This window comes from Pseudomonas sp. URIL14HWK12:I6 (genome assembly GCF_000514195.1).
Classification (GTDB): domain Bacteria; phylum Pseudomonadota; class Gammaproteobacteria; order Pseudomonadales; family Pseudomonadaceae; genus Aquipseudomonas; species Aquipseudomonas putida_A.
Window position 1 is genome coordinate 153,910 of record NZ_AZVL01000005.1, and the last position, 23,632, is coordinate 177,541.

19 protein-coding genes and 1 pseudogene are annotated in these 23,632 nt (G+C 52.4%); 10 read left to right on the top strand and 10 right to left on the bottom strand.

Annotated elements, in window-relative coordinates:
* Nucleotides 1-66: 66 nt before the first annotated feature.
* Nucleotides 67-837, bottom strand: coding sequence for a hypothetical protein (locus H043_RS0110780; protein WP_256214179.1), 771 nt, complete (start codon nucleotides 835-837; stop codon nucleotides 67-69).
* A gap of 276 nt (nucleotides 838-1,113) precedes the next feature.
* On the opposite strand from H043_RS0110780, the gene H043_RS0110785 reads away from it, so the two are divergent.
* Together H043_RS0110785 and H043_RS0110790 are read left to right on the top strand one after the other, a co-directional pair.
* Nucleotides 1,114-2,022, top strand: a complete 909-nt coding sequence (locus H043_RS0110785; protein WP_027611867.1) for a DNA-3-methyladenine glycosylase — start codon at nucleotides 1,114-1,116, stop codon at nucleotides 2,020-2,022.
* Nucleotides 2,023-2,144: 122 nt separating this feature from the next.
* Entirely contained in the window at nucleotides 2,145-2,684 is a 540-nt protein-coding gene (locus H043_RS0110790) for a methylated-DNA--[protein]-cysteine S-methyltransferase (protein ID WP_027611868.1), read from the top strand.
* A 173-nt stretch (nucleotides 2,685-2,857) separates the two neighbouring features.
* Here the strand turns inward: H043_RS0110790 and H043_RS0110795 are convergent, their stop codons facing one another.
* Nucleotides 2,858-3,148, bottom strand: coding sequence for a LysR family transcriptional regulator (locus tag H043_RS0110795; protein WP_027611869.1), 291 nt, complete (start codon nucleotides 3,146-3,148; stop codon nucleotides 2,858-2,860).
* A 488-nt stretch (nucleotides 3,149-3,636) separates the two neighbouring features.
* Here H043_RS0110795 and H043_RS29070 point away from each other — a divergent pair, with 488 nt between their 5' ends.
* Nucleotides 3,637-4,245: a TetR/AcrR family transcriptional regulator gene (locus tag H043_RS29070; RefSeq protein ID WP_177325620.1), complete on the top strand. Its 609-nt coding sequence runs from the start codon at nucleotides 3,637-3,639 to the stop codon at nucleotides 4,243-4,245.
* Between the two features lie 296 nt (nucleotides 4,246-4,541).
* Nucleotides 4,542-5,048, top strand: coding sequence for a DUF1993 family protein (locus H043_RS0110810; protein WP_027611870.1), 507 nt, complete (start codon nucleotides 4,542-4,544; stop codon nucleotides 5,046-5,048).
* A gap of 222 nt (nucleotides 5,049-5,270) precedes the next feature.
* Here the strand turns inward: H043_RS0110810 and H043_RS29075 are convergent, their stop codons facing one another.
* From H043_RS29075 to H043_RS0110825, 3 genes are all read right to left on the bottom strand, one after another.
* The gene (locus H043_RS29075) at nucleotides 5,271-6,008 is read right to left on the bottom strand and encodes a methyl-accepting chemotaxis protein (protein WP_049827851.1); all 738 of its coding nucleotides are present in this window, start codon (nucleotides 6,006-6,008) and stop codon (nucleotides 5,271-5,273) included.
* A gap of 60 nt (nucleotides 6,009-6,068) precedes the next feature.
* A complete protein-coding gene (locus H043_RS0110820) occupies nucleotides 6,069-6,632 on the bottom strand; it encodes a TetR/AcrR family transcriptional regulator (protein WP_027611871.1) in 564 nt (187 codons plus the stop codon).
* Between the two features lie 233 nt (nucleotides 6,633-6,865).
* A complete protein-coding gene (locus tag H043_RS0110825) occupies nucleotides 6,866-7,222 on the bottom strand; it encodes a hypothetical protein (protein ID WP_155953480.1) in 357 nt (118 codons plus the stop codon).
* An 875-nt stretch (nucleotides 7,223-8,097) separates the two neighbouring features.
* Here H043_RS0110825 and H043_RS0110835 point away from each other — a divergent pair.
* From H043_RS0110835 to H043_RS0110845, 3 genes are all read left to right on the top strand, one after another.
* Nucleotides 8,098-8,751: a hypothetical protein gene (locus H043_RS0110835; RefSeq protein ID WP_155953481.1), complete on the top strand. Its 654-nt coding sequence runs from the start codon at nucleotides 8,098-8,100 to the stop codon at nucleotides 8,749-8,751.
* 267 nt (nucleotides 8,752-9,018) lie between these two features.
* Nucleotides 9,019-10,251 carry a hypothetical protein gene (locus H043_RS0110840; RefSeq protein WP_049827853.1) on the top strand — a complete coding sequence of 411 codons (1,233 nt, stop codon included), beginning with the start codon at nucleotides 9,019-9,021 and terminating at the stop codon, nucleotides 10,249-10,251.
* 120 nt (nucleotides 10,252-10,371) lie between these two features.
* Entirely contained in the window at nucleotides 10,372-10,719 is a 348-nt protein-coding gene (locus tag H043_RS0110845) for a hypothetical protein (protein WP_027611876.1), read from the top strand.
* Nucleotides 10,720-10,897: 178 nt separating this feature from the next.
* Here the strand turns inward: H043_RS0110845 and H043_RS29720 are convergent.
* Nucleotides 10,898-11,211 (bottom strand): annotated as a pseudogene (locus H043_RS29720) (aldehyde dehydrogenase family protein); the annotation flags it as partial.
* Between the two features lie 9 nt (nucleotides 11,212-11,220).
* Between H043_RS29720 and H043_RS31005 the strand changes: the two are divergent.
* Complete coding sequence (locus H043_RS31005; protein ID WP_368681406.1) at nucleotides 11,221-11,463, top strand: hypothetical protein; 243 nt, start codon at nucleotides 11,221-11,223, stop codon at nucleotides 11,461-11,463.
* Nucleotides 11,464-12,772: 1,309 nt separating this feature from the next.
* On the opposite strand, the gene map is transcribed toward H043_RS31005, so the two are convergent.
* The 4 genes from map to H043_RS29085 all read right to left on the bottom strand — a co-directional run bounded on the left by map (nucleotide 12,773) and on the right by H043_RS29085 (nucleotide 16,416).
* Nucleotides 12,773-13,561: a type I methionyl aminopeptidase gene (gene map / locus H043_RS0110860; RefSeq protein WP_027611879.1), complete on the bottom strand. Its 789-nt coding sequence runs from the start codon at nucleotides 13,559-13,561 to the stop codon at nucleotides 12,773-12,775.
* A 179-nt stretch (nucleotides 13,562-13,740) separates the two neighbouring features.
* Nucleotides 13,741-14,514 (bottom strand): hypothetical protein, encoded by a 774-nt coding sequence (locus tag H043_RS0110865; RefSeq protein ID WP_027611880.1) that lies wholly within the window; start codon nucleotides 14,512-14,514, stop codon nucleotides 13,741-13,743.
* Nucleotides 14,511-15,407 (bottom strand): TIR domain-containing protein, encoded by an 897-nt coding sequence (locus H043_RS29080; protein WP_049827854.1) that lies wholly within the window; start codon nucleotides 15,405-15,407, stop codon nucleotides 14,511-14,513. Before H043_RS29080 ends, H043_RS0110865 begins: the two co-directional genes overlap by 4 nt.
* Before the next feature lie 328 nt (nucleotides 15,408-15,735).
* Nucleotides 15,736-16,416, bottom strand: a complete 681-nt coding sequence (locus H043_RS29085) for a nitroreductase family protein (protein WP_081730210.1) — start codon at nucleotides 16,414-16,416, stop codon at nucleotides 15,736-15,738.
* Between the two features lie 266 nt (nucleotides 16,417-16,682).
* Between H043_RS29085 and H043_RS29090 the strand changes: the two genes are divergently transcribed.
* Both H043_RS29090 and H043_RS0110885 read left to right on the top strand, forming a co-directional pair.
* On the top strand, nucleotides 16,683-21,044 hold the full coding sequence (locus H043_RS29090) for an NACHT domain-containing NTPase (protein ID WP_155953482.1): 4,362 nt from the start codon (nucleotides 16,683-16,685) through the stop codon (nucleotides 21,042-21,044).
* A 364-nt stretch (nucleotides 21,045-21,408) separates the two neighbouring features.
* Nucleotides 21,409-23,604: a KAP family NTPase gene (locus tag H043_RS0110885; RefSeq protein WP_155953483.1), complete on the top strand. Its 2,196-nt coding sequence runs from the start codon at nucleotides 21,409-21,411 to the stop codon at nucleotides 23,602-23,604.
* The last annotated feature ends 28 nt before the right edge of the window (nucleotides 23,605-23,632 follow it).

Genomic DNA, 23,632 nt, shown 5'->3' on the forward strand with positions numbered 1-23,632 from the left:
TGAAGGATCACCCTATGACGCAGAACAGGTATGTGAGTGCCGTCAGACGCAGATCAGGATCCCGTTTCAATGGGAAAAGCTTGGGATCATGTTCTGCATACGCTTGCCGGCGAGCCAGTCCTCGTGGGTGAGAAAGGTAGCCCACGACTCTTCGTTGGACATCCTGGTGGTAGGGAAGCAATTCATGAAGTTCTCGTAATCGACCAGCGCTTGCTTATCGTGCTCTTCGAAGGCAAAACGTATCTTCCCGGGTGCGTCATCAAATGCCAATTTATCAGGGACAAACACAATCGTGTTCTCTCCACTGTCAGCAAATGACACATCGCGAATCGTATCCCCATCAGTCCAAACGGCGTGCCGCTCGCCCTCAATATAGCGAGGCTCGTTGTACCAGATCCGATAGCCACACAGCATTTTGCCCCCGTGCATTTCCATGAACTTGATGACGTTCAGATCGCAGCAGCTTTGCCGGCTCCAAGGCTCAGGTTGGCAGTCCAAAAATACCGGTGGCTGATCACTCAGTTGCCGTGCAAATTGCAAAACTTGCTCATTGATTTCACTAGGCGTGGTCATCGAGTCGAATAGCGGATCAGCGTGCCTGGCTTTGGCCGCCAGCCCCATCATTTCCACCGGGTTAAGGCGCGCAGGTATTGTCACTCCCTGAGCTTTACGCTCCTTGCCACTTTCTTTGGCTTGCAGAATGCGTTGTTCCTTGGTGCCACGATTTTTTGCTTGACCCAATTGAGTGTCCTCTTTGTTGTTATTTGTCGCTTCCACATGCGAGATGCTGCTCAGCGTGACGTCGACCCGATGCCGTTGTTGGTTAGGGATGGCCATCGATTCACAGGCTCAAGCCTCGATGATCTGATGCTAGTTTTACCACGCTTTGTGCCAAGCAATCGGGTCGACAATGTGGCCGTCCCATGAAGATTGGAGAAATGCTTTTGTGGTCAAAATTAGGCGTTTACAGATAGGCCATAGCACGCTTAAAACCTTGCCCACAGCAGATTATCCGGCAAAAGCGCAAACGGCTATAGCACCTTGGTGGATTGCGATGGGGTAGGGGATTAAGCTAATTTCTTTGATCGAAATTTGCATGGCCATACTCCCTTAATGTCCGCGTCAGACTCCCCTCAAGCCGTACGTTTGTTGCCATTCAACCCTCCCTTCGACTGGCACCGCATCCTTGCCTTTTTTGCTGGACATTTGACCCTTGGCGTCGAAGCAGTGATCGATGATGTCTACACGCGCAACATCGAGTTCAATGACAGTGTAGGCGTGCTTTCAGTCTCAATGGCGCCGGATGAAACCTGTTTAATTGCCACCGTGCGTGGCGACGTCAGCCGGTACATTGACGACTTGATCGAGCCAATTACTCATATGTTTGATCTGCACGCGGTGCCTGATCATATCGCCCAGGGTTTATCCAGCGATCCATGGTTAGGGACGTTGGTTCAGGCGCGTCCTGGGTTGCGTGTACCTGGATCTTTTTCAGGCTTCGAACTGGTGGTGCGCACTATCGTCGGCCAACAGGTAAGCGTCAAAGGCGCGACCACAATCATCGGGCGATTGGTGCAGCGAGCGGGCGTTCGGATTCAAGATCACAATGAACAACTCGGATGGCAATTCCCGACGCCAGATGCCTTGGCGCGAGTTGATCTGGAAAAAATCGGCATGCCCGGCAAGCGTGTTCAAACGCTACAACGTGTCGCCGCGGCCGTCGCCTCTGGCGAGCTTTCTCTCAGTGCTAACCATGGTGATATCAGTGAGCTGCGTCGACAGTTACTGGCGATGCCAGGTATCGGTCCCTGGACGGTTGAATACATCGCCATGCGTGCTTGGCGTGATCCTGATGCATGGCCCGCATCGGACTTGGTGCTGATGAATCTTATGACGCAACAGGACCCTAGCTTGACGCGACTGTCGCTACACAAAACTCGCGCCGAAGCCTGGAAACCGTGGCGAGCCTACGCGGCAATGCACATCTGGAATTCTGCAGTCGATACGACCGGCAGAGCGTAAGATTGGCGCAACATTTGATCGCAAGATTAGGGTTGCTCCAATCCTGATACGGATAATCTCGATACCGCGATCAGTCACTGGCTGCGTGCGGGCTCGGTCAATATTCGACGAGGATCATTTCCATGACATTCACTTATCGCTTCATCGATTCGCCGGTGGGGCAGTTGAAACTGGTCGCGCAAGATTCCTGCTTGGCCGCGATTCTTTGGGAAAACGACCGGCCTAATCGCGTGCCACTGGGTGTGATGAGCGAGGACGAGGGCAGCGATATTCTCAATCGCGCCGAAGAGCAGTTGCACGAGTATTTCGCCGGCAGACGTAGTCGATTTGATTTGGAGCTGAACTTCCGGGGCACCGAGTTCCAAAAAAAGGTGTGGCACGCCTTGTTGACCATTCCTTTTGGTGAAACCCGAAGTTACCTCGACATTGCTGTGCAGATCGGCAATCCAGCCGCCGTCCGGGCGGTCGGCGCGGCCAATGGCAGGAATCCGATTTCCATCATCACACCCTGTCACCGGGTGATCGGTAGCTCCGGAGCGTTAACCGGGTTTGCAGGCGGCTTGATGGCGAAGGAGTTGCTGCTGACCTTGGAAGGCTGCCTGCCACAGAAGGCGCCAAAAGCGCGCGGCGGCGATGCCTCAAAGCAAAGGTCGCTGTTCTAGAGCGAATGTCTTAATTCGTCCGACAATGCGATACAGGAATCACAGGGCGCGTTGTCGGTGCAATCTATCGTCTGCCTCACTTACGTCACAGGCTAGCGCAGCAGGCAATGCTGCGCCGAACGGTGCTGCAAGGGCTGATTGCAGATGGTGTCGTCACGCAGCGCTCAGACAGCTCAACATTTTGGTGACCGTTCAGCGATGATGCCTTGAACGACAACCATCGCGGGCGCTAATGCCGTTGCAATCAAATCCGCCTTGATCGTTGGTTTGACAGATCTTCCACACGGAATGAACAAGGGATCGTCGAATAGGGCGCGCAGTTTGATTAGCACGTTACTGACAGCAGGCTGGGTCACATTGAGTGATTTTGCAGCTCTCGACACGCCTCTCTCCTGGTAAACAACCAAAAAGGTGACAAGAGAGTTCACGTCAAATTTATGGAAAATCTGCCCATCGATTAGCATCTTCAGTCTCCTGGATTAACGATCCCTAAAACAGAAGTGGAGGAGAGTTTCATCTACTCGCACGCCGGGTTCGCCATCCTCCAGCGCTACGATGTGACGGAGGTCTTGTGTCGCTGCAACGGCCGCGAATTTGACCCTCATCCTCCATCGATAGAAGGTCTACCTCGTCGACAAACCGAATGACGATCGCTTCGCCAACCACTGAAAACACAGCCTTCCTGGGCGGCCAATTAAGATGATCAAAGGTTACTAAATGTAATGATAAAAGACGTCATCTAAATCTGTCAAGCGATAGACTTGGGGGATGTCTGACGCGCTTTTCCTCGACCAAGGAAACGGAAGACCACGATCGAAAAGTGAATTAGATTATCAGTTGACGCTAAGCGTTTTTTGGGCGTAGCGTCAGGTGAGTGCGAAAGAAAACTCGGAAAACCCAGGTGCAGATGGGACTGCGAATCGCAGTCGCGTTGGCGAGAAAGGCGATAAAGATGAAGACGTCAAAGGCACAAAAGGCAGCAACGCGGAAGCGCATTCTGGATATTGCTTCTCAAGAATTTCGAAAAAAAGGAATCCACGCGACGAGCGTTGCAGAAATCATGGCCATTGCAGGATTGACCCACGGAGGCTTTTACCGGCATTTCACCTCCAAGGAGCAGTTGGTCGCAGAAGCGTGCACGGTAAGCATGGAGAACCTCGTTGATAAAGCTGAGGTGGCGGTGGAGGGGGGCGAGGAATCGTTCTTGAAGCACTTCAGCGATTTTCTATCGCTGGAATATCATGACGACATTGCTGCTAGCTGTGCGTTTGTGATGATGGGGAGCGAATTGGCGCGAGCCGACTCCGAAACACGCCGTGCAGCCTCGGACGGTTTTCGAAAATGGGTTGACATCATTGCTCAGCGTGCTTCGGGTGAGGGCGCTAAAGCGAACAAAGCGGACATTTTATTCAAGCTTTCAACCATGGTTGGAGCGGTCACGATGGCCCGCATCGTAGACGACCAGGAGCTCTCAAATCAGATTCTTCACGAAGCGAGACACCGTCTGAAGGATATTCCAGGAGATTCTTTGCATAAAAAAGCGATGCTGGAAATCGTATAACTGAAGTGGTGATTACCTAATGCAGGCGGTTTTTTATGCTCGACATGCGATTGAAAAACCGCTGAGATCTGATATTGAACCAATGAACGTCAGCATATTGAAATGACTATCTAGTGCTGCTGAGATTGTTGGCTTTCATCTCTTCTTGTGATTCTTGCACATATCAGGCTATTTCATTTTTTGTAAGCTTGCAAAAGAGAAGCTGTTCGCTATTGTTAAGGTATCTATCGCTTGACGGGAAGAACACTACTGGTACGTGCATTGCATCCATCGTTCGACTTAAAGAGGACTATTTCATGTATTTCGAAATCATTTCCCAGTGCGCACGCAACTTGAAAAATATTGAAGGTTTTCTCCTGAAGGCGCAGGAATACGCCATCGAGAAGAATTTTGACGTCGGCGTACTGATGAACGCACGCCTAGCCCCTGATATGAAACCTTTGATCTACCAGGTGCAGAGTGCTTGTGACTATCTAAAAGGCGGGGCCGCTTGGCTCTCAGGTCAAGAGATCCCTCGTCACGCAGATACCGAGCAAACGATCGACGAGCTGCGCGCCCGAATAGTGAAGACTCTTGTTTTCGTCGAAAGCATTGGGAAAGAGCAGTATTCAGGAGCAGATCAGCGGACCATGACTCTTTCATGGGAGCCAGGCAAGGTTATTGCTGCCCCCGATTATGCGCTGCAAGTAGTCATCCCAAATGTAAATTTCCATATTGCTATGGCTTACGCCATCTTACGAAATAACGGCGTTGATGTCGGCAAGATGGATTTTTTAGGAAAATTGAATATGATTGACGCTTAATTTTTTTGACTATAAGCGTATTAATCAATACGCGGAAAATCATCTTGCGGCTAGGTTGATAATTCTGGCTTAAAGGGGGCGATCTTTAAACCAGAATTACGTAATAGCCGCGAATTCGCGAATGTGTCCTTGGTCTTCTAACAGGCCTGTAACAGCCCTACATTGATCAGTGTCCGTGGAGCGAGTTGCTTAACCTCTCGCTCCATGGATCATCCTCCAATGTTAGATCCGAAATTGACGGATCATACTGTTGAGATTCTCACTCACCAACTTCAAATCCCCGGTAATTTCTGCACATTTTCGAATGTCTTGAGGCACATTGTCCGCCGCAATTGCGATCTGATGAATATTTTGATTGACGTCCTCTGAGACCTCGGTTTGCTGTCCCGCAGCACTTGCAATCTGAGTGGTCATTTCAGTGATGGTGTTGATCAGCTCAGCGATGGCCTGAGCGTGCGCCGCTTTTTCACGGCTGCTGCTTCCGGCTTCGCCTGATAACTGCATTGCCGAAACAGTTTGCGTTGTACCTTGTTGAAGACGGCCGATCATTGTCTGAATTTCTTGCGTGCTATTTTGGGTTCGGCTGGCTAGCGCTCTCACTTCGTCAGCGACTACAGCAAAACCACGCCCAGCATCACCCGCACGAGCGGCCTCAATCGCCGCATTAAGGGCCAACAAATTAGTTTGCTCGGCAATAGAGCGGATGACACCGACGACACTCGCTATGGCCTCAACCTCTTTCTGAAGTTGAGCCAACGACAGCCCACTGGACTCCAGATTTTCAACGAGGACATAGATATTATTGACGCTTGCACTGACGACATTTGCGGCCGACTGACCTTCTTGATCCGCCTCTTCGGCAGCTCGGGCAACGTCCTTTGCATTCCTGGCAACCTCTGTCGCAGCCGCTGACAACTCATTAACGGCTGTTGCGATTTGTTCCGTTTCTTGCCGCAGCAAGCTTGTAAGCCGCGCTCAGAACGCCTGAACGGTGCACAAAGAGATATGCCTGCAAACGAGTCACTGCACCCTTGATTCGTTGCACCACAGGCCGACAACTGACGACATGAATTTTTCAGCAAGAGCAGAATCATTGAGTGCCCCAGCGATCAGTATGGCGCCAGCCATGGAGGACATTAATTGCATCGCTTGTTCTTCGCTTTGGTCAGATTCTTCAGCATTTTTTTCCATCAAAACGACGAGTAATTTCCGGATACCATCAGTGAATGCGTCACCTATCGATCCGCCCATTCTCGTTACGTCAGCAGCCAGGGTTGGAATGGGGCAGGCGTCCTGACTATCTGAGCGATGCTCGCTATTGACATAGCTTTTCACCAAAGTGGCTGTCGACTGCTCGGCAGACCAACGTTTGGAACATTCGTCGAAGGTGTGAAGGATGGCTTCCGACACGAGCTGTTCTTTGCCATTTGGAAACTGCTGATAAAAGCTGCCGTGCGTCAGGCCCACGGTTTTCGAAAGTTTGGCGATGCCTATCCCGTGCACGCCAAACTCTCGGTACAGCCTGGACGCAGCCATCAGAATTTTGTCTTTATTTAGCGCACTTTGCTCTTTAGTTACTCTCATGATTTTTACCGATATTAATAGGCTGCGAACGGGGGCAGGGAACACAGCAGTAAAGGAACACGCTACTCTGGCCATCGATCTCAGTTGTCAGCGAACAGGAATGGCGAAAATCACCTTCTCGATCCGCTTTTTGCACAGCAAGGTGCTTGAGAGCATGTCAGTGTCCTCGACGCTCCGCCTCTCAGTTGGGTGATCAGGTGGTCTACGCGACGAAGGTTTGCGGATCTAACGTTTTATTCCGAATCGCTCGTGTGAATGCCTTCAGTGACAGGAGCGTGTTTACTGATGGCGTCAATCACGTGTTTGATGCCCGCTGCATAGCTTCCAGGACGACCTTCAGCCGCGGCGACTAGCCTGGCTACGAGAGCAGCGGAGTTCTTTAGGCCAACCGATCTGACGATTTCCGTGGCTAAAGCTTGACCTTCTCGAAACATGTACTGATTGATCGGGCCCTCAATCACTATGGGGGCACGACCGACCTGCAGCGATATGTGCCCATCGCTTGACACGAACGGTGATGTTGGATCGGCCTCCAGCCTCAGCCGTTGTTTGACTCGGTTGAGCGTTTCTTGCGCGGCAAATTTATTCATCGTCCTCATCCAAAAGCAGTGAAGTGACCACATTCCAGAATCCAGCCATGGCCGAGAATCCAAACTGAATCTGCCAATCGGTGTGTAGCCAATGGCACACCGAAAGCGCCTTGCTAAACCCCACCTGTTGGTGTCTTACGCAGCGAGATACGAAGCGTGGTATCACAATATCGTAATCCTGCACCTTTTGTGAATCTATCGTTAGATAGAATGGTCGGTAAGAACAATATTGGTGATCACCCTAGGCGCAGACGCGAGGCTATGCAGACGCCGCCCAGATGTAGTGTGACCTTCACAAGGATTGAGCAGCATCACATGACTGTATCTTTGAATCTGCTAGATCGAAGAGTCCGGGGTTCGTGTACCAAGGGACGCAAACGACACGACTCACATGTGCTTTTTTTGCCCTTGACTGAAGGGGGACTGACTGTCGAAAAATTAGCCCAGCGATCTGAAGTGGAGAGAAACGAGGAATGCCTCCCTGATGCCTAATCGAGCTTGGCAGCTATGGCTTTTGCAGCGACCTTCGTGGCATATAGCTATCGGTCAAAAGGGAAGATGTCCGCGCAAAGTGCAGGGCAGTTGAACAACCGAGTCCCGCCGGCAAAGCAGGCCGCGTTCAAGAGAAACATGATGCTCATGAAGGTGATCACGACGGAGTACTTTGGCAGAGGGGGCTACCGGCGAAGAGAAACAGCAGATTCTGACTTCAGCAGGATTGTTGATCCTGGGGTTATGAATCAGGGCGCATCTCTGCCGATCTGCTCAAGCAGAAGGCTAGGATAGCGCGCAAGCGCTACAAGCTTCCATTTTTTGGTATCAGTTGACGATCGTTGTGTATTGAGGGGTTTATGAGAAGGCGAAAAGAACAGTCGTTGATCGACGCTTTTTTCAATTATTTGAACAGGGTGGCTGTCGATAACGGGCGGGCCGTAACCCGATGCTCGATGGACGGTCAAGACTCCATTCTTGGTGCAGATTACATTTTCACCAACAGCACGAGATTTGTTCTGGTTGAATTTAAGTATGAAAAAATCCACCTGAAGGACGAGTCCAAAAAAGATCGACGCCTGCATTTGTGCCAAGCGCTGGATACGGCAGAGATGTGGCGCCAATTGAGCTTGGAATGCCATTTTGTCGCCTGGTCGGAAGTGCACGAGCAAAGGATTTTGAACTTCAATCAGTATTATCCAGAGATCTGTAATCGTGAGATTTTTGGTAAGGACAGTGGGCTCCATTGGGACGTTCCGGACCTTGAAACACGGATAATGGCGGAGTTGTTAGCCGACACATTTCTACAAGGGGCAGTGGGTGCAGAATTCGACGCTTTCGAGCGGTACACCAACTGGCTGCTCAAGCTTGAAGGGCAGGAGGGTGGTGATATCGAATTGTTGATCGATAACCCAGATGCCAATACGTTAGAGTTTTTAGAGTTCCAGTCGGTGGGAGGGCTGAAACAATGGTTGGATCACACATCGTTTGCCCCATCACCGCCTCGGCCTAAGACGACGAGACGCTTCGGTCCATGATCTAGCGATCAGCCTTTAAGCTGCAGGTAGTGCGGTGTGTGCTCTAGGAGTTCAACGGTGAGGGATTCAGCAGCTGGAAAACATAGCGGGCGGGGGAGGCGTTCGAGAACGCCGTGCTTGAACAAAAACTGTCGACAGTAGCAGCGTATTGCTTCCCGCTTGAACGCAGTCGGCACGCTTGCTTCAGCGGACACAAGCGTGCCTGGGCATGCGCCCACGTCGACTGGTGCTCAGTTGGATCATCATTCGTTTCAGGTGTGCGTTGCCATGTTTTTAGTCAACGGAGAAGAGTGGCCCTGTTTCTCCATTAATTTTCCCCTTACACCGACGGGGTTACTTGTGCCCATCACAGCATTCTCAGCCTCACGCGAAGTCGAACTGGACGTTACTCAACTGTTGGAAGAGCTGGCACTGCGTACGCAACGACCAACTCCCGGCAAGTCCACACCCATTCCGGATGATTGGAAAACATTCATTTGGAATGATATCGAATGCCCCGCGTGTTTTTGCCGCGGCGCTGAGGTGGTGAGAGCCTCAAATTCCAAGGAGACAGGTCAGGCGATCCGCCAGGCCTATTTTCGCTTTCCAAAAAGCAGTGGTGCTGATGGCCATCACCCGTTTTGCGACTTTGCAGGCAATGTTTCCGCGGACCATGTACCCGAAAACCTGGTTCAGTTTTCGTCAGCCAAAGACGCTGTCTCCAAGGCGATCCGCGAGCTTGTTTGTCGAGGTATCCAGCTGGGTGTCTTAGGGCAGCGAGACATTCGTGCGATGCGAGAGTGGTATTTCCAAAGGAAAGTGGCCTCGCGCTTTGTTGTCACCCTGGATCCTCGCGCTCCCAAATGGATCGCATCACTTCAACGAATGCGCGCGGGTCCTTGGAACAAAGCTTCTGAAGACATCGTTTTAAGCAAGGCAATCATCGAAATTCCTGGATTCGATCTCGTAGCTACGGCACGAGAAGCAGTAACGCGTCGCCATCATGCGCTGCTGGATGCGCTTCTGGAAAAGCGAGTCTGGATGCACGGAACTGCCTCCAGAATTGAAAAGCTAGCGGTTGAATATCAAGGTAAGGCGGTCTTCGATCCGACATCGTTGCAGCTTGAGTATCAACGCGCACAGGTCTTGGCGACGTTCATCTGCAGGAACTACGCTCCAGTAGCTCAGGCCACGCCAAAAAGCGATACCGGCGTTTCCATAAAGGGGGCTCGTCCGCTCCTGGCATTCTCATCGCTGCTTCTGTTTATTTCAGAATGGGATTTGAACCGGGCGAGCAACCTGTTTGCCCAGATTGCGTCAGATGTCTCCGAGGTGGATTTAAGTTTAGGCAACGTCATCGGCCTGAACCCCTTCCATGATTTCGAGGCGTGGTCTGCGCTCAAACTTCTTCAAGGACTGATGCCATTTGACTCGGAAATATTTGACACAAAGGCTGAGGTTGAACGCTGGATAGGGGATACCAAAAGTGCATTCGGCGCGCTTAGCCAAAACTCAAACTGACGCCGATTCGTCTCGTACTGTTTGAACGATCGCGTTAAGCAAGACAAGCCCACGTGAATTTGCTCCCGTCGGGTAACAGCCCATTTACAGTCGAAACTGAACACAGACGATGGGGTGAAAATGCACAGTGAACTCGAGTTTCAAGTCTGGCGATTGATACAACAATTCTTCGATGCGCCGGCATTCGAGCGGTTGGTCCAAGAGGCAGTCAACGGCTACAAGAGAGCACCTGGCCTGGATCCTCTCGTGCGGCTGCATGCTTCGCATATAGGGCTACTGGGTATCCAGATTTTACGAAAAGTGCTGCGTCACCACGACGCCGACGTGGGAGTCTCTGACAATTACGTCGAAATAAGATCTCGTCTGAAAACGCACATTGCTTACCATCTGCAGTGGCACCTCATGAAAATCGGTCATGCCGTTGATGCAATGAAGGAGGATCACTTGAGTAAGGATCTGGATCTTTGATCACAATCATCTGAGGGCAGGGCGAGCATTGAGCGGTTCCCAGGCATGGCGTACGGCAGCATGGACGTCCAACTTCAAATTCTAGCAATTATTCGAATCGCTCCTGGATACCAGGAGCGATTTTGGCCCGGTTTGCGATGCTATCCACACAGTGCTCCCTAGCAGGAACCCGACCTGGTCATTTCAACGGGCCATTCATGATCAATGTCTTCGGCTCCAGAAAAGCACTCATGCCCCATTTGCCCATTTCGCGTCCAAGGCCCGAGTGCTTGAAACCACCGAAGGGGGGCGCGCGGTTCGTGGGTCAGGGTTTTGATGAGCACACGTCCCGAGTCGATCTGACGGGCGATGTTCACACAGCGTTCCGGGCTATTCCCCCAACACCAGAGCGCTAAGTCCATAATCGGTATCGTTGGCAATGCTGATGGCCTCAGCGTCATTGTCGTAGGGGATGATCGTCAGCACGGGGCCGAAAATTTCCTCACGCGCGATGCCCCCGTCATCAATGTCCATCCGACCGTAAGGGACAAAAAGCTTAGCGGTGAACCTCCATCCAACACGGACTTCTACTTCCCCATTTCCCCTAAACTCGTTTACATGGTCAATGATTCAGATACATATGGCGTTGGGATCGTGAAAGCCGAAGTTGAACTGGTGAAGACGCTAAACAGGAACATGTTGATGCGATCCTCTGAAACCGTGTTCGGAAGTTCGAAGGAGATCATAAGAAACACTAAAGTTTAGTTTCTCTTCGCTTCAATCAACATTACGAGTGATCCAATTCAAAAGCAGGAATGCTAACGTCACGAGCCGTTGACATTTAACACGCGATTGACTCGCCTTGAGCTTCAATATCACACTCAAATTCGCATCTTTGCGGCCAGCCACTTTGCAGACTTGGATCAATGCCTACTCATTATTTTCACTATATCCCTCGACGAGATCGGGCGAAAGGCTTGGTGCCCCGGCTACGACGTTCCTCGAAGCGATTCAGGAAAGCCCTAATTGCAGGAGATGAGAAGGCTCAGCAAGCAGCTTCCAAGGACGCCTGGAACGTTATGACGAAGCTATTTGAAATACTCCGCGGCGAACAGGATAACGGGCACCTTGATGCCTCCGTGATGCAGGTGCATACCGGTATTATCGCGGAAAATATTTCCAGGGCGGACCAGGCGGGAATGTTGCTTCGGAAAAAGATTGACCGCACGCGGTCAACGAGTTTGAGTCTGCGTAATACGCTTAACAAACTCGCTCACTATAAAACGGCAAGCTTCCGAGTGGACGGGCGAAACGCGCACTACCTGTTGTTGAGAGGGCAGCGAAGGGGGGAGTATTGGGCGGCCGAAATACTGGTTTCAACGCTCTGTAAGAATGCAGCGACAGCGATACAAGCCATAACCGACTAATTTTTTCGCTTTTCATTGGCCGAGTGCGCCGAAAGTACTCTGCGAAGCGCAGGCAGAATATTTTCCTACCGAATAATCGATTCAGGCCAGACGGGGATCAGTTGAGATCCCCGTCTGGCCAAATCGCTTATCGTCTTTGCGGTACACAGTTCATACGGATTCGCCGTCGATTCGCACCGTAGCTTTTCCGGTGTGATCGTACGGAATATTCACCTCGACAACCTTCCCCGAATCAGTTGTGATTTTGATTACCAACCGGTGAGGAGGGGCCGCGAAATCGTCTGTGAAGAGAACGTGTACCGCTTCTTTACACGAGTCTCCCTTTGCTATGGGTCGATATTCTGATCCATCAACTGCGGGTAAAAACACATCGATGTTGGACATTCCACGCCTCTTAATTGGAAAGGTTTCGCAATCGATCACAGGACATAACAGCAGATCGACCAGTTTTGAGCCTACTAATCATATTTTTGACCGTAAACGCAAAGAGTTCAGGAACAGTTTTGGCCTGCGGAGCGTTGGTGGTCGTCAAAGTCGATCTGTTTCCCGCAGATCGCAATCGACGAAAAAATCAGAGTCCGGATGCAATGCCACACTCTCAATGGTTTTGAGTTCTCGCATTTTTGCGATCAATCAAGTGAGACACGTCAGACGGCGGGATATTCTTCACTGCTATCGGGCCACGCTGACAACACCTGGAAACCGTCATCAGTGACCGCCACCATATGCTCCCATTGCGCCGAAAGTGAATTATCGCGGGTGACCACTGTCCAGCCGTCCGCCAGGGTTCTCACCTGACGCTTGCCCGCGTTAATCATGGGTTCAATGGTGAAGATCATACCGGCCTTCAGTTTCAGCCCCTGGCCTGGATAGCCGTAATGGAGAATCTGTGGCTCATCGTGGTAGACCTTGCCGATTCCGTGACCGCAGTATTCGCGTACGACACTGAAACCACTCCTTTCGGCCACCGTTTGGATAGCGTGTCCAATGTCGCCCAGCGTGGCACCCGGGCGAACGACGCGAATGCCCGCGCACATGGCTTCGTAGGTCGTCTTGACCAAACGTCGCGCCTCGGGGCTCGGCTCGCCCACGAAGTACATGCGGCTGGTGTCGCCGTACCAACCATCCTTCTTCACCGCGATGTCGATATTGACAATGTCGCCATCTTTCAGCGTGGTGGCCGAAGGAAGGCCGTGACAGACCACCTGGTTGACGGAGGTCAGCACGGTTTTCGGGTAGCCGAGATACCCGATGTTGCCCGGAATGGCTTTTTGCACATTGACGATGTAATCGTGACAGAGCCGATCCAGTTCGTCGGTGGTCACTCCCGCTTTCACATGGGATGCGATCATCGCCAGCACCTCGGCGGCCAAGGCTGCAGCCGCGCGAGATTTGGCTATTTCCGCAACAGAATTGATCGGGACGTTCACTTTCACTCTCTGGCTCCGGTTGCTACGTGACGCAGGGCGTTAGGTGGACTGTGCGTGAGAGCACAGATCTGTTTCAGAGCTAAGCCGACTTCCATCACTGAGCAAATTAACAGGCGGCGTTATGAAGGGCTGTAGGAACTGCGCACGCCCCTCAATGCTCTATGAGATCCGGCGCAGCCGTCCTGTCAACGCTCCGATACCGAAAATCCAGTCAGCTTCGGAGGCAAATTATTCAATTTTGAAAAAGAGATTGTGCCCCCTTTGCCAGTAGGCCAACCGTCTCGCATTTTTTGTGAAACATGAACCACATTGACGCCGGAGCTCAGTTTTGTCGCTTCCCAAACGCAAGTCCCAATCGCCTTTGCTTGCATGAAGTCGCGCGTGCCTACCAACGTGACGATTGCATGGCTCATCGAAAGACCGGCCCCAATGCTCAACGCAGGTAGCCTGAATCGGTTACTCAACAGCTCGTTGACGATGTCGCGCGTGAGAGTCACGCAGTTCGAGGCTGCTCGGTAGGCATCCTTGACGGTTTGCCCACGGTCGTCGGTATCTACCTTGAATAGAATCAAGGCACCATCGCCAAGGTATTCGGTCACATGCCCGCCCTTGAACAGCGCCGTTGTCGCAAGCGCTGGGAGGAGGGCAGAGGTTTCGTAGTACACCCGCTGAAAGCCATCTTCTATACCGTCAAAGCGCTGAAGATTCTGCAGTCTGTCTGTGGAGTTACGCATGTCGACAACCATGGCCACGAACTCCGTCGCCTCGGGTTTTCCATAATCGACGAAGGGGTGCCCAGGGATGTTGCTCGCAGTGGCCGAGTCCATTACCGGGATGCCCCGGCTCTCCATGCCGAAGTTTTCCAGCATCACCTGCCTAACCTTGCCCCAAGTCTTGATAGCCTGATCAAGACCGGCGACTGCCGCGTCACGCACCTGTTTCTGTTCGTCGGCATTCATTGAATGAGCGTCCTGAAATGATTTTTGATTTGCTCCCAAATAGCGAGCTCTTCAGACTTCGTCATCTCACTCGGGTAGTAAATGATGGTTAAGCCACCCAGGTCACTGGGGAGCTTTACGTTCTTGCCTTTGGGCACCATCAAAATCGTTCGTTTGCGCCCCAGGCGCCCCATGAACAGGCCCAATTCAAAAAGGACATTGTCCCTAGGCACCATGGATTGCTGGTCTCGCGAGTGCACGATGTCATCAGCTTGGGCAATCGCAATGGCAAAGTCGGCGCGTTCCAATTCAGCCTCGAGGTCATCCAGGGGGTAGCTTGAGATCTGGAAGACATCAGCAGAAGGCCATGGCGCGTACTCGAATTGATTGTCGTGAAGAAAGTAAGCCATTCCACCCAACGCCACCTTGAGGGCCTCTGCCGATGAGATGGCAAAAATACGATGCTTAGGATTTGGCTTGGCAATATTGGCATTGCGTATGACCAACCGCTTAGCCAGCTCTTGAGCCAACGCGCTGGCGGCGGTTGGGAAGTCTCTCAAGAATTGTTTGAAGATGGGTTTGGTGATCTTCAACGCGACCACGTCATCCAAAGCAGTGACGGTTGTAGAACGGTTGGTGACCTGGAGCGCTGCCAGCTCGCCAACATGATTTCCGGCCGCATACGACTCCACAATGACGCGCTTACCGATGCTGATTTTTACCTTGCCGGTGAGCAGGAAATAGACGTCAGTTGCAGTGTCTCCGAGCGTGATCAGGTCCTTGCCAGGTGCGAAATGTTCGAGTAAACCGTTGGTTTGCAGAAACGTTGCCCGATCAGATTCTCTTTCAACCAGTGCTTGGGTGAGGAGTAAGTCAACGACCTCAGAGTCGTCCGATTTCAGCCTTTCAAACATATTTTTCATCCTTGTACGTTTACATCGTCTGATGGTCAGTCAAAAAAAGCATTGGATCATGAACGTGGTACCTCATCCTTCCAAGCGAATGTTTGAAGCGCTGTGTTGATGATGTTCCCTGTTTGGTGCTGCCACGCTTATCTCCTGGTGGTGCGTCATCCAGTCCCCGCCCCGTACCTGCAGCCTAATACCCTTTTCTCGACAAGATACTGCTCGAACAGGAACGACTGACATTGAGTCTTTTCTGTTCGAAAGCGGCAGGCTGTTGAGCCGAATCTGGAAGGGGGGCAGGGTGCGCTGGGAGGCTACGGGCGGCACTTAAAGGTATTCACATACTTGTCCAGAATCCTGCTCCGATACCCACTTCACTTGGGGTTTCGACTGCTTCAGACGCCGCTTTGGTGACTGAGAATCCGTCTCTGAAAATGAATTCAGATTTTGGGATCGCGCTAGGTTTTGGCCAGGGCGCCTTGGTGCCTTTGCCAACCACCAGCAAAATAGAGATCAGGTGATCTTCCGGCAAGCTGATGATTTTGGCCACTTCGTCCGCGTCAAAGCCAATCAGTACGCAGGAGTCATAACCCATCGCTGTGGACGCGAGCAGCATTGTTTGAGCAAGGAAGGTTGCAGAACGAATCGCCTCATCGCGTTGCAGTTGCTCACGTCCTTCATAGAAGGATCTCGTCATTGGAACGATGACATCCCGAACGTTGGCAGGTGCTTTTTCCCAATAACGGGCCGGGTCTTTATCCCACGCTTTGATGTCTGCGCAGATGACGTAGAGCAGCGATGCATCTGTCACTTGCTCCTGGTCAAACGCTGCGGCACGAATTTTTGCGCGAATGGCTGGGTCTTTCACATCCACCAAGCGCCAATGTTGTGCGTTGAAGGATGATGGTGATTCAAGTGCAAGATCGATCAACAGATTCTCTTCCTCGGGAGAGAGGCGGTGTGTTGGATCATAATGCTTGACTGAACGGCGTTCGCGAATCGTTTGGAACGTATCCATGACGGGCTCCTGGAGGGGCAATATGGGCATCCGCGTATTGGGTTGCGGGACCTATATAGCTTAAACACGTCATCTATAATCTTGCAACTGGATGTTATCGATAACGCTTCGGAGCCTGATCCGGAGAGGGCCAGAGGTGCACGACGCCTACGCGTCAGAGTTAAGAGACTGGGAAGTGCTTGAGACAGTAATACGCCCACAGCTTTGCAGACACCGCTTGAAAAATGGATTACAAAAGCGCTATTTCGTCCCTCGGCGTCCTCTCCATGAGCCCAATCAGTACGCAGTCGTCACGCATTCGACGCACCTTTGGCACCCTCTCTCAAGAAAAAGCCGCAGACATTGAAAACCTGATGCTACGAGAGCAGCTTGGTTTGGCTCCGATCATCGACTGGGATGAACTGCTGAAATCCATGCGCGTGCTGATTGTTTCTGAGGCCGGTGCGGGCAAAACGTTTGAGTGTCAGGCTCAGCAGCAACAGCTCTGGGAAAGAGGCGAGCCGGCATTTTTCCTGGAGCTATCAGATCTCGCAGTGTCCTCGTTCGAGGATCTCCTATCCCCACAAGAAGAAACCCGATTCCATGCCTGGCAGACAAGCCAGTCGGACATCGCAACATTTTTTTTGGATTCAATCGACGAGCTACAGCTCACATTCGGCTCATTCAAACTAGCGGTGAACAAGCTGAGTAAAAAACTGCAGGGGAATCTGGAAAGGGTACGTATCGTCATCACGACCCGACCGATTCCTGTGGATCAGCATCTGATTCGTCAACATTTTCCATATCAGGGCAACCTCAAAGAAAAGGCTGCGCCTAGTGCCAAACGATTTGCTGAGATCGTATCCGGTCAAATGATCCACGCCGACGTAACAGACGATGAGGATCGCGCGGCAGCGCTTCTCCTCGTTCGACTAAATCCGTTTTCTGATGCGCAGATTCGAGAGATGGCCGCCACACAGCGCGTGACGGACATTGATGATTTTGTCGCCTCAATTCGCAATAAAAATGCTCAGGATTTTGCCAGGCGCCCGCAAGACCTGATCGAGCTCTGCGCTGACTGGCGAGCCTCCAAAAGCATCCGAACTCATCAAGAACAAGTTCTGCAGAATATCCAAGTGAAGCTGAAAGCACGCGTTGGTAGAGCTGAACCTGGTGAGATATCGCCTGAGCGCGCACTGGAGGGTGCCAGCCGACTGGCCCTTGCCGCGATGCTGGCTCGTAAGCTGACGATCCGTCACAACACCGAATCCGATTTGGAGGCCAATCCGCAGTCAATCGCATTAGAACCTGACCGCGTACTGAGCGACTGGAGCGCCAAAGAAATCCAGACGCTTTTGGAACGCAGCATTTTCGGGTTCGCAAGCTATGGCCGTGTCCGGTTTCACCACCGGTCGGTGGTCGAATACCTGGCGGCTCACCGTCTCGCCGATCGCTTGTCCGCCGGCATGTCGCTCAAAGCCGTCAAGCGCCTATTGTTCGCTCAGACATCGCACAACATCAAAATCATTAAACCCTCCATGCGATCGACCGCGGCGTGGTTAGCGCGGTTGAACCCCAGCATTTTCGAAGAAGTTCGAAATCGTGAACCCGAAGTTTTGCTCTCTGAAGGTGATCCAAAGTCCCTGAGCCCAAGGCAGCGAGTCGAAGCACTTAAGGCTTTTGTCTCTCGATACGGTGACGGGGGCTGGCGCGGATTGAAGATACCGTCGTTGCAGCTTAGCCGATTTGCTTCTCACGATATGTCGTCAACAGTCCGGAAGATGCTGGAGCAGGGGATCGAAAATACGGAAATCCGAAGACTGCTGATTCAGCTTGTTGCGCACGCAGATATGCATGATTGCAGCGACCTCGTATTTGCGATCGCCATGGATCCGTCAGTTGAAGATGATGAACGCCTGGATGCAATCGCTGCCTTCGTGCAGTTGGCTGATCCACGCTTATCAACGTTCGTACGAGAGATTCTGGTGCCCTCAGAGCGTTGGTCAGAGCGGCTAGTTCGTGGGGCCATCAACGAGCTTTTCCCGGCCTATTTGGGGCCCGAAGCGCTGGTGCAGGTGTTAACTTCACTTCCGGTGGATCCGAAACCGGAAAGCGGGCGAATGGGGTATTTAGCACGAATCGTACAGGACACCAATCTCAGCGACGCTGAGCTCCAGCGATTGTTTGATGCGATCTCAACAGTGCTTAATGAAAGCGTATCTTGGACAGAGGACTGGCCTTACATCCGTGTATCTCGCCCTGATCTTGTTTCGTTGCTCGCGATCGCGGGGCTGCGGCTCTCTACCCGGGAGCTGGTCACCCAGGAGGTGGTGGAAGGGCTCGTTCTCACCTTGGCGATAGCCACAACAATTCAACTTCGCGGCGAACACTTCACAACGATCAGGGAGGTATTCGCCAATGCACCCTCGCAGGTCAGATCATTCGTATTTTCTTGCGAGGACAGCCTGCGGCAACGGCTTAAAGCTGAAAGCGATCCTCGATCGCGGTTATTCGCATCGAGTTTTAGCGGAGCGGTACACCTGAACCATACTCAGGATTCTGAATGGATTATTACAGCCTTGGCCGACCGTCTGCATTCTCTCGACATGCGTCAACTCATGCTGGAAGCGTCACTCACGCAGGCGGCTGACCATTCTCAGGAATGGGCGAGCTACGTGGAAACGCTGAGGCCTCTAGTCAGTGACGATCCGACATTGTTGGCGAGGATAGATGCAGCGTTGCAGCCACGCCCCGATTCTGCGAAGAGGGTGGAGTATGAGAGGCGTGATGCGGAGCGTAAACGTTTGACGGCGCGCCGCGCCAGCGACGAAATCCAACACTGGGTGAATTTCTGGCAGCGGCTGATCGACGACCCAGAGGGGGTTCTGGGTTCTCCAATTGGCGAGCAGATGTTGGAAGCGTTGTGTGAAATCATGGAAAGGGCGCCTGGACCGAACCAGACGTCTGGCTGGAACAGACGCTTTCTGGAGCAGCACTTTGGAATCCCGGTCACCAATCATTTGCACGCGAGGATGCGTACGTTATGGCAGACACAATGCCCGACCTTACCCATGGATCGATCGCTGGACGAAATCAACGTTATTCAGGTTCGTTGGCAACTTGGGCTGACGGCACTATGGGCGCAAGCCGAAGATCCGCTTTGGGCAACAAAAATCAGCGAATCACAGGCCTGGACAGTCGCACATTACATCCCATTGGAGTATCTGGGCTGTCCCAGATGGATAGAGCAACTGGCAGAAACGTTTCCTGATGTCGTTCAGAGCGTCCTCGGCAGGCAATTGCGATGGGAGCTTGAAAAGGTTGTTGAGCATGGTGATTATCTCAACGCATTAAACGTCATCAAAAACTCACCGCCATTTGTCGCAGAGCTTTTTATTGTCGACTTGCAAAGATGGTTGAGCACTTTTGTAGAGCCCGCTCAGACTGACGACAGTGGCCCTGCTATCTGGGAGCGGCCAAAGTCGGTCTTGGCAATACTCATGGGCCAAAACGTCGAGGGTGACCGAAGCGTACTTCGCGATACCGTCTTGGAAAAGCTACGAGAGGCTGTTAAACCAGCGTTCGTCCACCTATGGCTGTCTGCGCTTTTCGCCTTGGACCCTGAAGCGGCTACGCACGAATTAGCACGACTACTGTTACCCATAGTCCCGGCGCCGGAGGGTCCAGGAGTCGACCTTTTTTCCAGTGTGTTTGGAAGCCGATGGAGCGGATGGCCCTTTGATCTGGGTTTCGAACGTTTCACCGTCAGCCAGCGCTTACGGCTGTTGCGACTCGCCTACCAGCATGTCCGTCCCAGCGATGATCTGCGCAGAGAGGGCTCGTTTACGCCTACAACGCGAGACGATGCAGAGCAGGCGCGTAATACGCTCCTAAGTGCTGTACTCGCGTTGACGGGGCCCGAAGCCTGGGCTGCCAAGATGGAATTGGTTGCCGATCCGCTTTTTGCGCATTTCAAAGACAGACTTGCGCTCTTGGCCAAGCAAAAGGCAGCGGAAGAAATGGATAAGTCCGAGATGACTGAGGACGAAGTCTCACGTCTGGATAACATCGGCGAAGCTCCTCCCAAGACGCGCGATGAGATGTTTGCCTTGATGCAGGACAGGTTGGACGATATTGATGATCTGCTGCTGCAGGATGTGTCCCCGCGCGAAGCTTGGGCGAATATCACCATCGAAAAACTCATGCGCAGGGAAATTGCGCGGCTGTTGAAGGATACTGCCAAAGGGCTTTACACCATTGATCAGGAGGGCGTCACCGCTGATGAAAAGGAGACGGACATACGAATGCGGTCAACGTCCGGCCTGGAGGCGACAATTGAATTAAAGGTAGGTGATCAAAACTGGTCTGGTGCAGATTTAAGAAGAACCTTGCGAGAGCAGCTATTGAACAAATACATGGCCGCCGATCGCTGCAAAACCGGGTGTCTAATGGTGACCGTAGCGTCTGCGCGAAAATGGCAGCACCCCGACACGGAGGCCAGAATTGACCTTGTACAGTTGAGAACCTTGCTGGAGGAAGAAGCCGGTCGAATTATGGAAGAGGTGGGTCATCAAGTACGGATTCTTGTGAAAATACTGGATCTTCGACCCCGGCTTGAAACAGAGTTGACCAAGGTAGTCAGCGGGTAGTCTCGCCTGACTGGTAGGTTTTCTGGCGCAGCATCTCAAAGGGCGACACTGAGAGAAACGCAGGTCAAGCCGGCGAAGGTTGCTAGTCAAACGCCTTTAGCTGATGACAATCAGAGGCAGATAGAAGCAGAGATGGAATGCGCATTCCATTGCGTGAATATCTGCCAGCGGGCCAGGCATTAAGGCGCCAATGCTGCTAAAGCCAAACATCAGTCCGAAACAAGCCCTCACTGATCCTTTCGTTATCAGGCACGCCCAGAGCTTTTAAAAGCGCCAACCAGACAAGATCGATGCTGGCGCTAACGATCCAAGTCATCTTCAATTTCAGAACGCGGTATGAGCGCTCTCAACGATCTTCTCGATAATGGAATTTGCCCAACGTATGGAAAGCATCAATCACACGGCCCGCCAAGACCGAGCCATTGAAGGTTCCCAAGGTGATGCATTGGAGCGCAAGCCTTTCGTCGACAGGCTTGTGAGAACGCTTGTGCATACGGAGCTCGATGCTGATGGAAAAATGTCTGCACGAAAGGCGACAGGCTTTGTGATCGGACTTACAGGAGAGTGGGGGCTGGGCAAGTCCAGTGTGCTCAACATGCTGAGTGAGGAGTTGCGAAGCATGGACGACGTCGTCGTCGCAACGTTGAATCCCTGGCTGTTCAAAGGGCGAGACGAGCTCATTCATGCCTACTTCAACAGTCTAAGGGATGCACTGGGCCAAAGCACAGGCGAGAAGGCGAGAGCGCTTCAGGGACAGCTGGAACGTTACAAAACAGCCATCGAGGTGACGGGGTCAACCGCCGCGGGGATCGTCGACATTTTCATCGGAGGAGGGGTGGCCACCGTCTTCTGGAAGAGATGGATCGCCCAAGGATTGAAGATCCTTTTGAAACCAAAGGACCTTTCAACAAACCAAGAACGCAAAGCATTAGAGGCGAAGCTCGCGCAAGAGAATGTGGCACTGGTTGTGTTGATTGACGAGCTTGACCGCGTAGAGGATGACGAGGTGCGTGCGGTGGCCCAACTCGTCAAAGCAGTGGGAGATATCAAGGGTATTTCCTACTTGGTGGCTTACGATCCAGAGCGCGTGACTCAAGCGCTAGGCAGGGGAGACAGTGCAGAGGATAGGCGACGAACGGGGGAAAGTTATTTGGAGAAAATCATCCAATTTTCCATTCCGTTGCGACCTCTGTTCAGTGACGACGCAAGGGCACTACTGCAAGTCTCGTTACGCCACAATGGAGTTGCCCTGCCAGTAGCCACTGCGCGGCACCAGACCGAAATATTCGATGAGCTGCTTCGTGTCGTTCGCACGCCGCGTGAAATCAAGCGGTTGATTGGCGCGTTCTCGGTGCTGGAGGAAATGCTGCGTGACGAAATCTGCCCCTACGATCTTCTCGGATACTGCTGGCTAGTGGCGAAGTCGCCAGGCTTGCGCCAGCTGATCGCAGACAACGTGCAGGAGTTAGTTGATGATCCTGGTCTTGAGGAGCTTAGCCGGCGAATGGCCTATCGCAGAGAGAGCGATGACTCTGCGGAGACAGTAATTGACATTCTAGGCAATGTTGCCAACGCTCATGTGGAAATCATTTCTCTCATGTTTCCACGCTTCCGAGCGGATCGTCAGCAGCCCGAAGGTCCCTCGGATGGCAACAGAATTGCCAAACGCAGAAATCTTGTTCGGTTGCTCTACCTTGGCAATCCGCCCGGTACGTTGTCCAGGAGGTCTATAGAAGCGCTGTGGTCGATTGAAGACCCCGCTACTTTGGCCCATGAGCTGCGTGTGCTCATCGAGAAGGATCGGATCGACGATTTACTGGATCGAATCGAAGATTTATTGCCGGCGCTGCCTCGCTCCGGCGATTGCAACTTTTGGGTGGCCATGTCTTTGGCGCTCACCCGCACGCATGACTGGATTACCGACCAAGACTCAAGTGGAAGGTTGGTGGATGATTCGAGCACATTGCTTTGGCGACTCGCACGAGCAGTACCAGATGGCCGTCGTCACGTTAGATCTGTCGTCGAGGCGCTGATACAAGCAGGGGATTTGTTGATCGCCCCCTGGATCCTGCGCAAGCACTTGTTTGCTCACGGGCTGACGCCATACCCGGTGCAAAGCAATAACGATGAGATCTACAACCAGAGTGAGACCATCGCTCTTCTGCAACGAGAAATTCCACGCTACCGCACGGCAGTGGTTGATGGAACTGTTTTGCGTCGACTGCCGGATACTGAGACGATTTATTGTTTGATCAACAGCAGGCAGTGGGATGAGCCCCTGAGGTCAAGCCTGACTGCCCAACTGAATGGTTGGGAGGCGATCAGCACGTTTGCCGCCCTGATCACTCCTCCAGGCGTACGAACGTCTCGCAGCAATCTTGAAGAGATGTTGGACTTAGAGATCGTTTCACCTGTGATTGCAGCGCTGCTCAATGAAAATAGACCGACTGGAATTGAATGGCTCACGACCTCGGTCCGTCGTCTCGCAGCGATGATGGAGGGACGCGATCCAGACCATGGACCATCCGACGATACCAACCAGGGCCTCTCAGACGCCTGATGTTTGCTATGGGGCGAGGGGGGCAGAA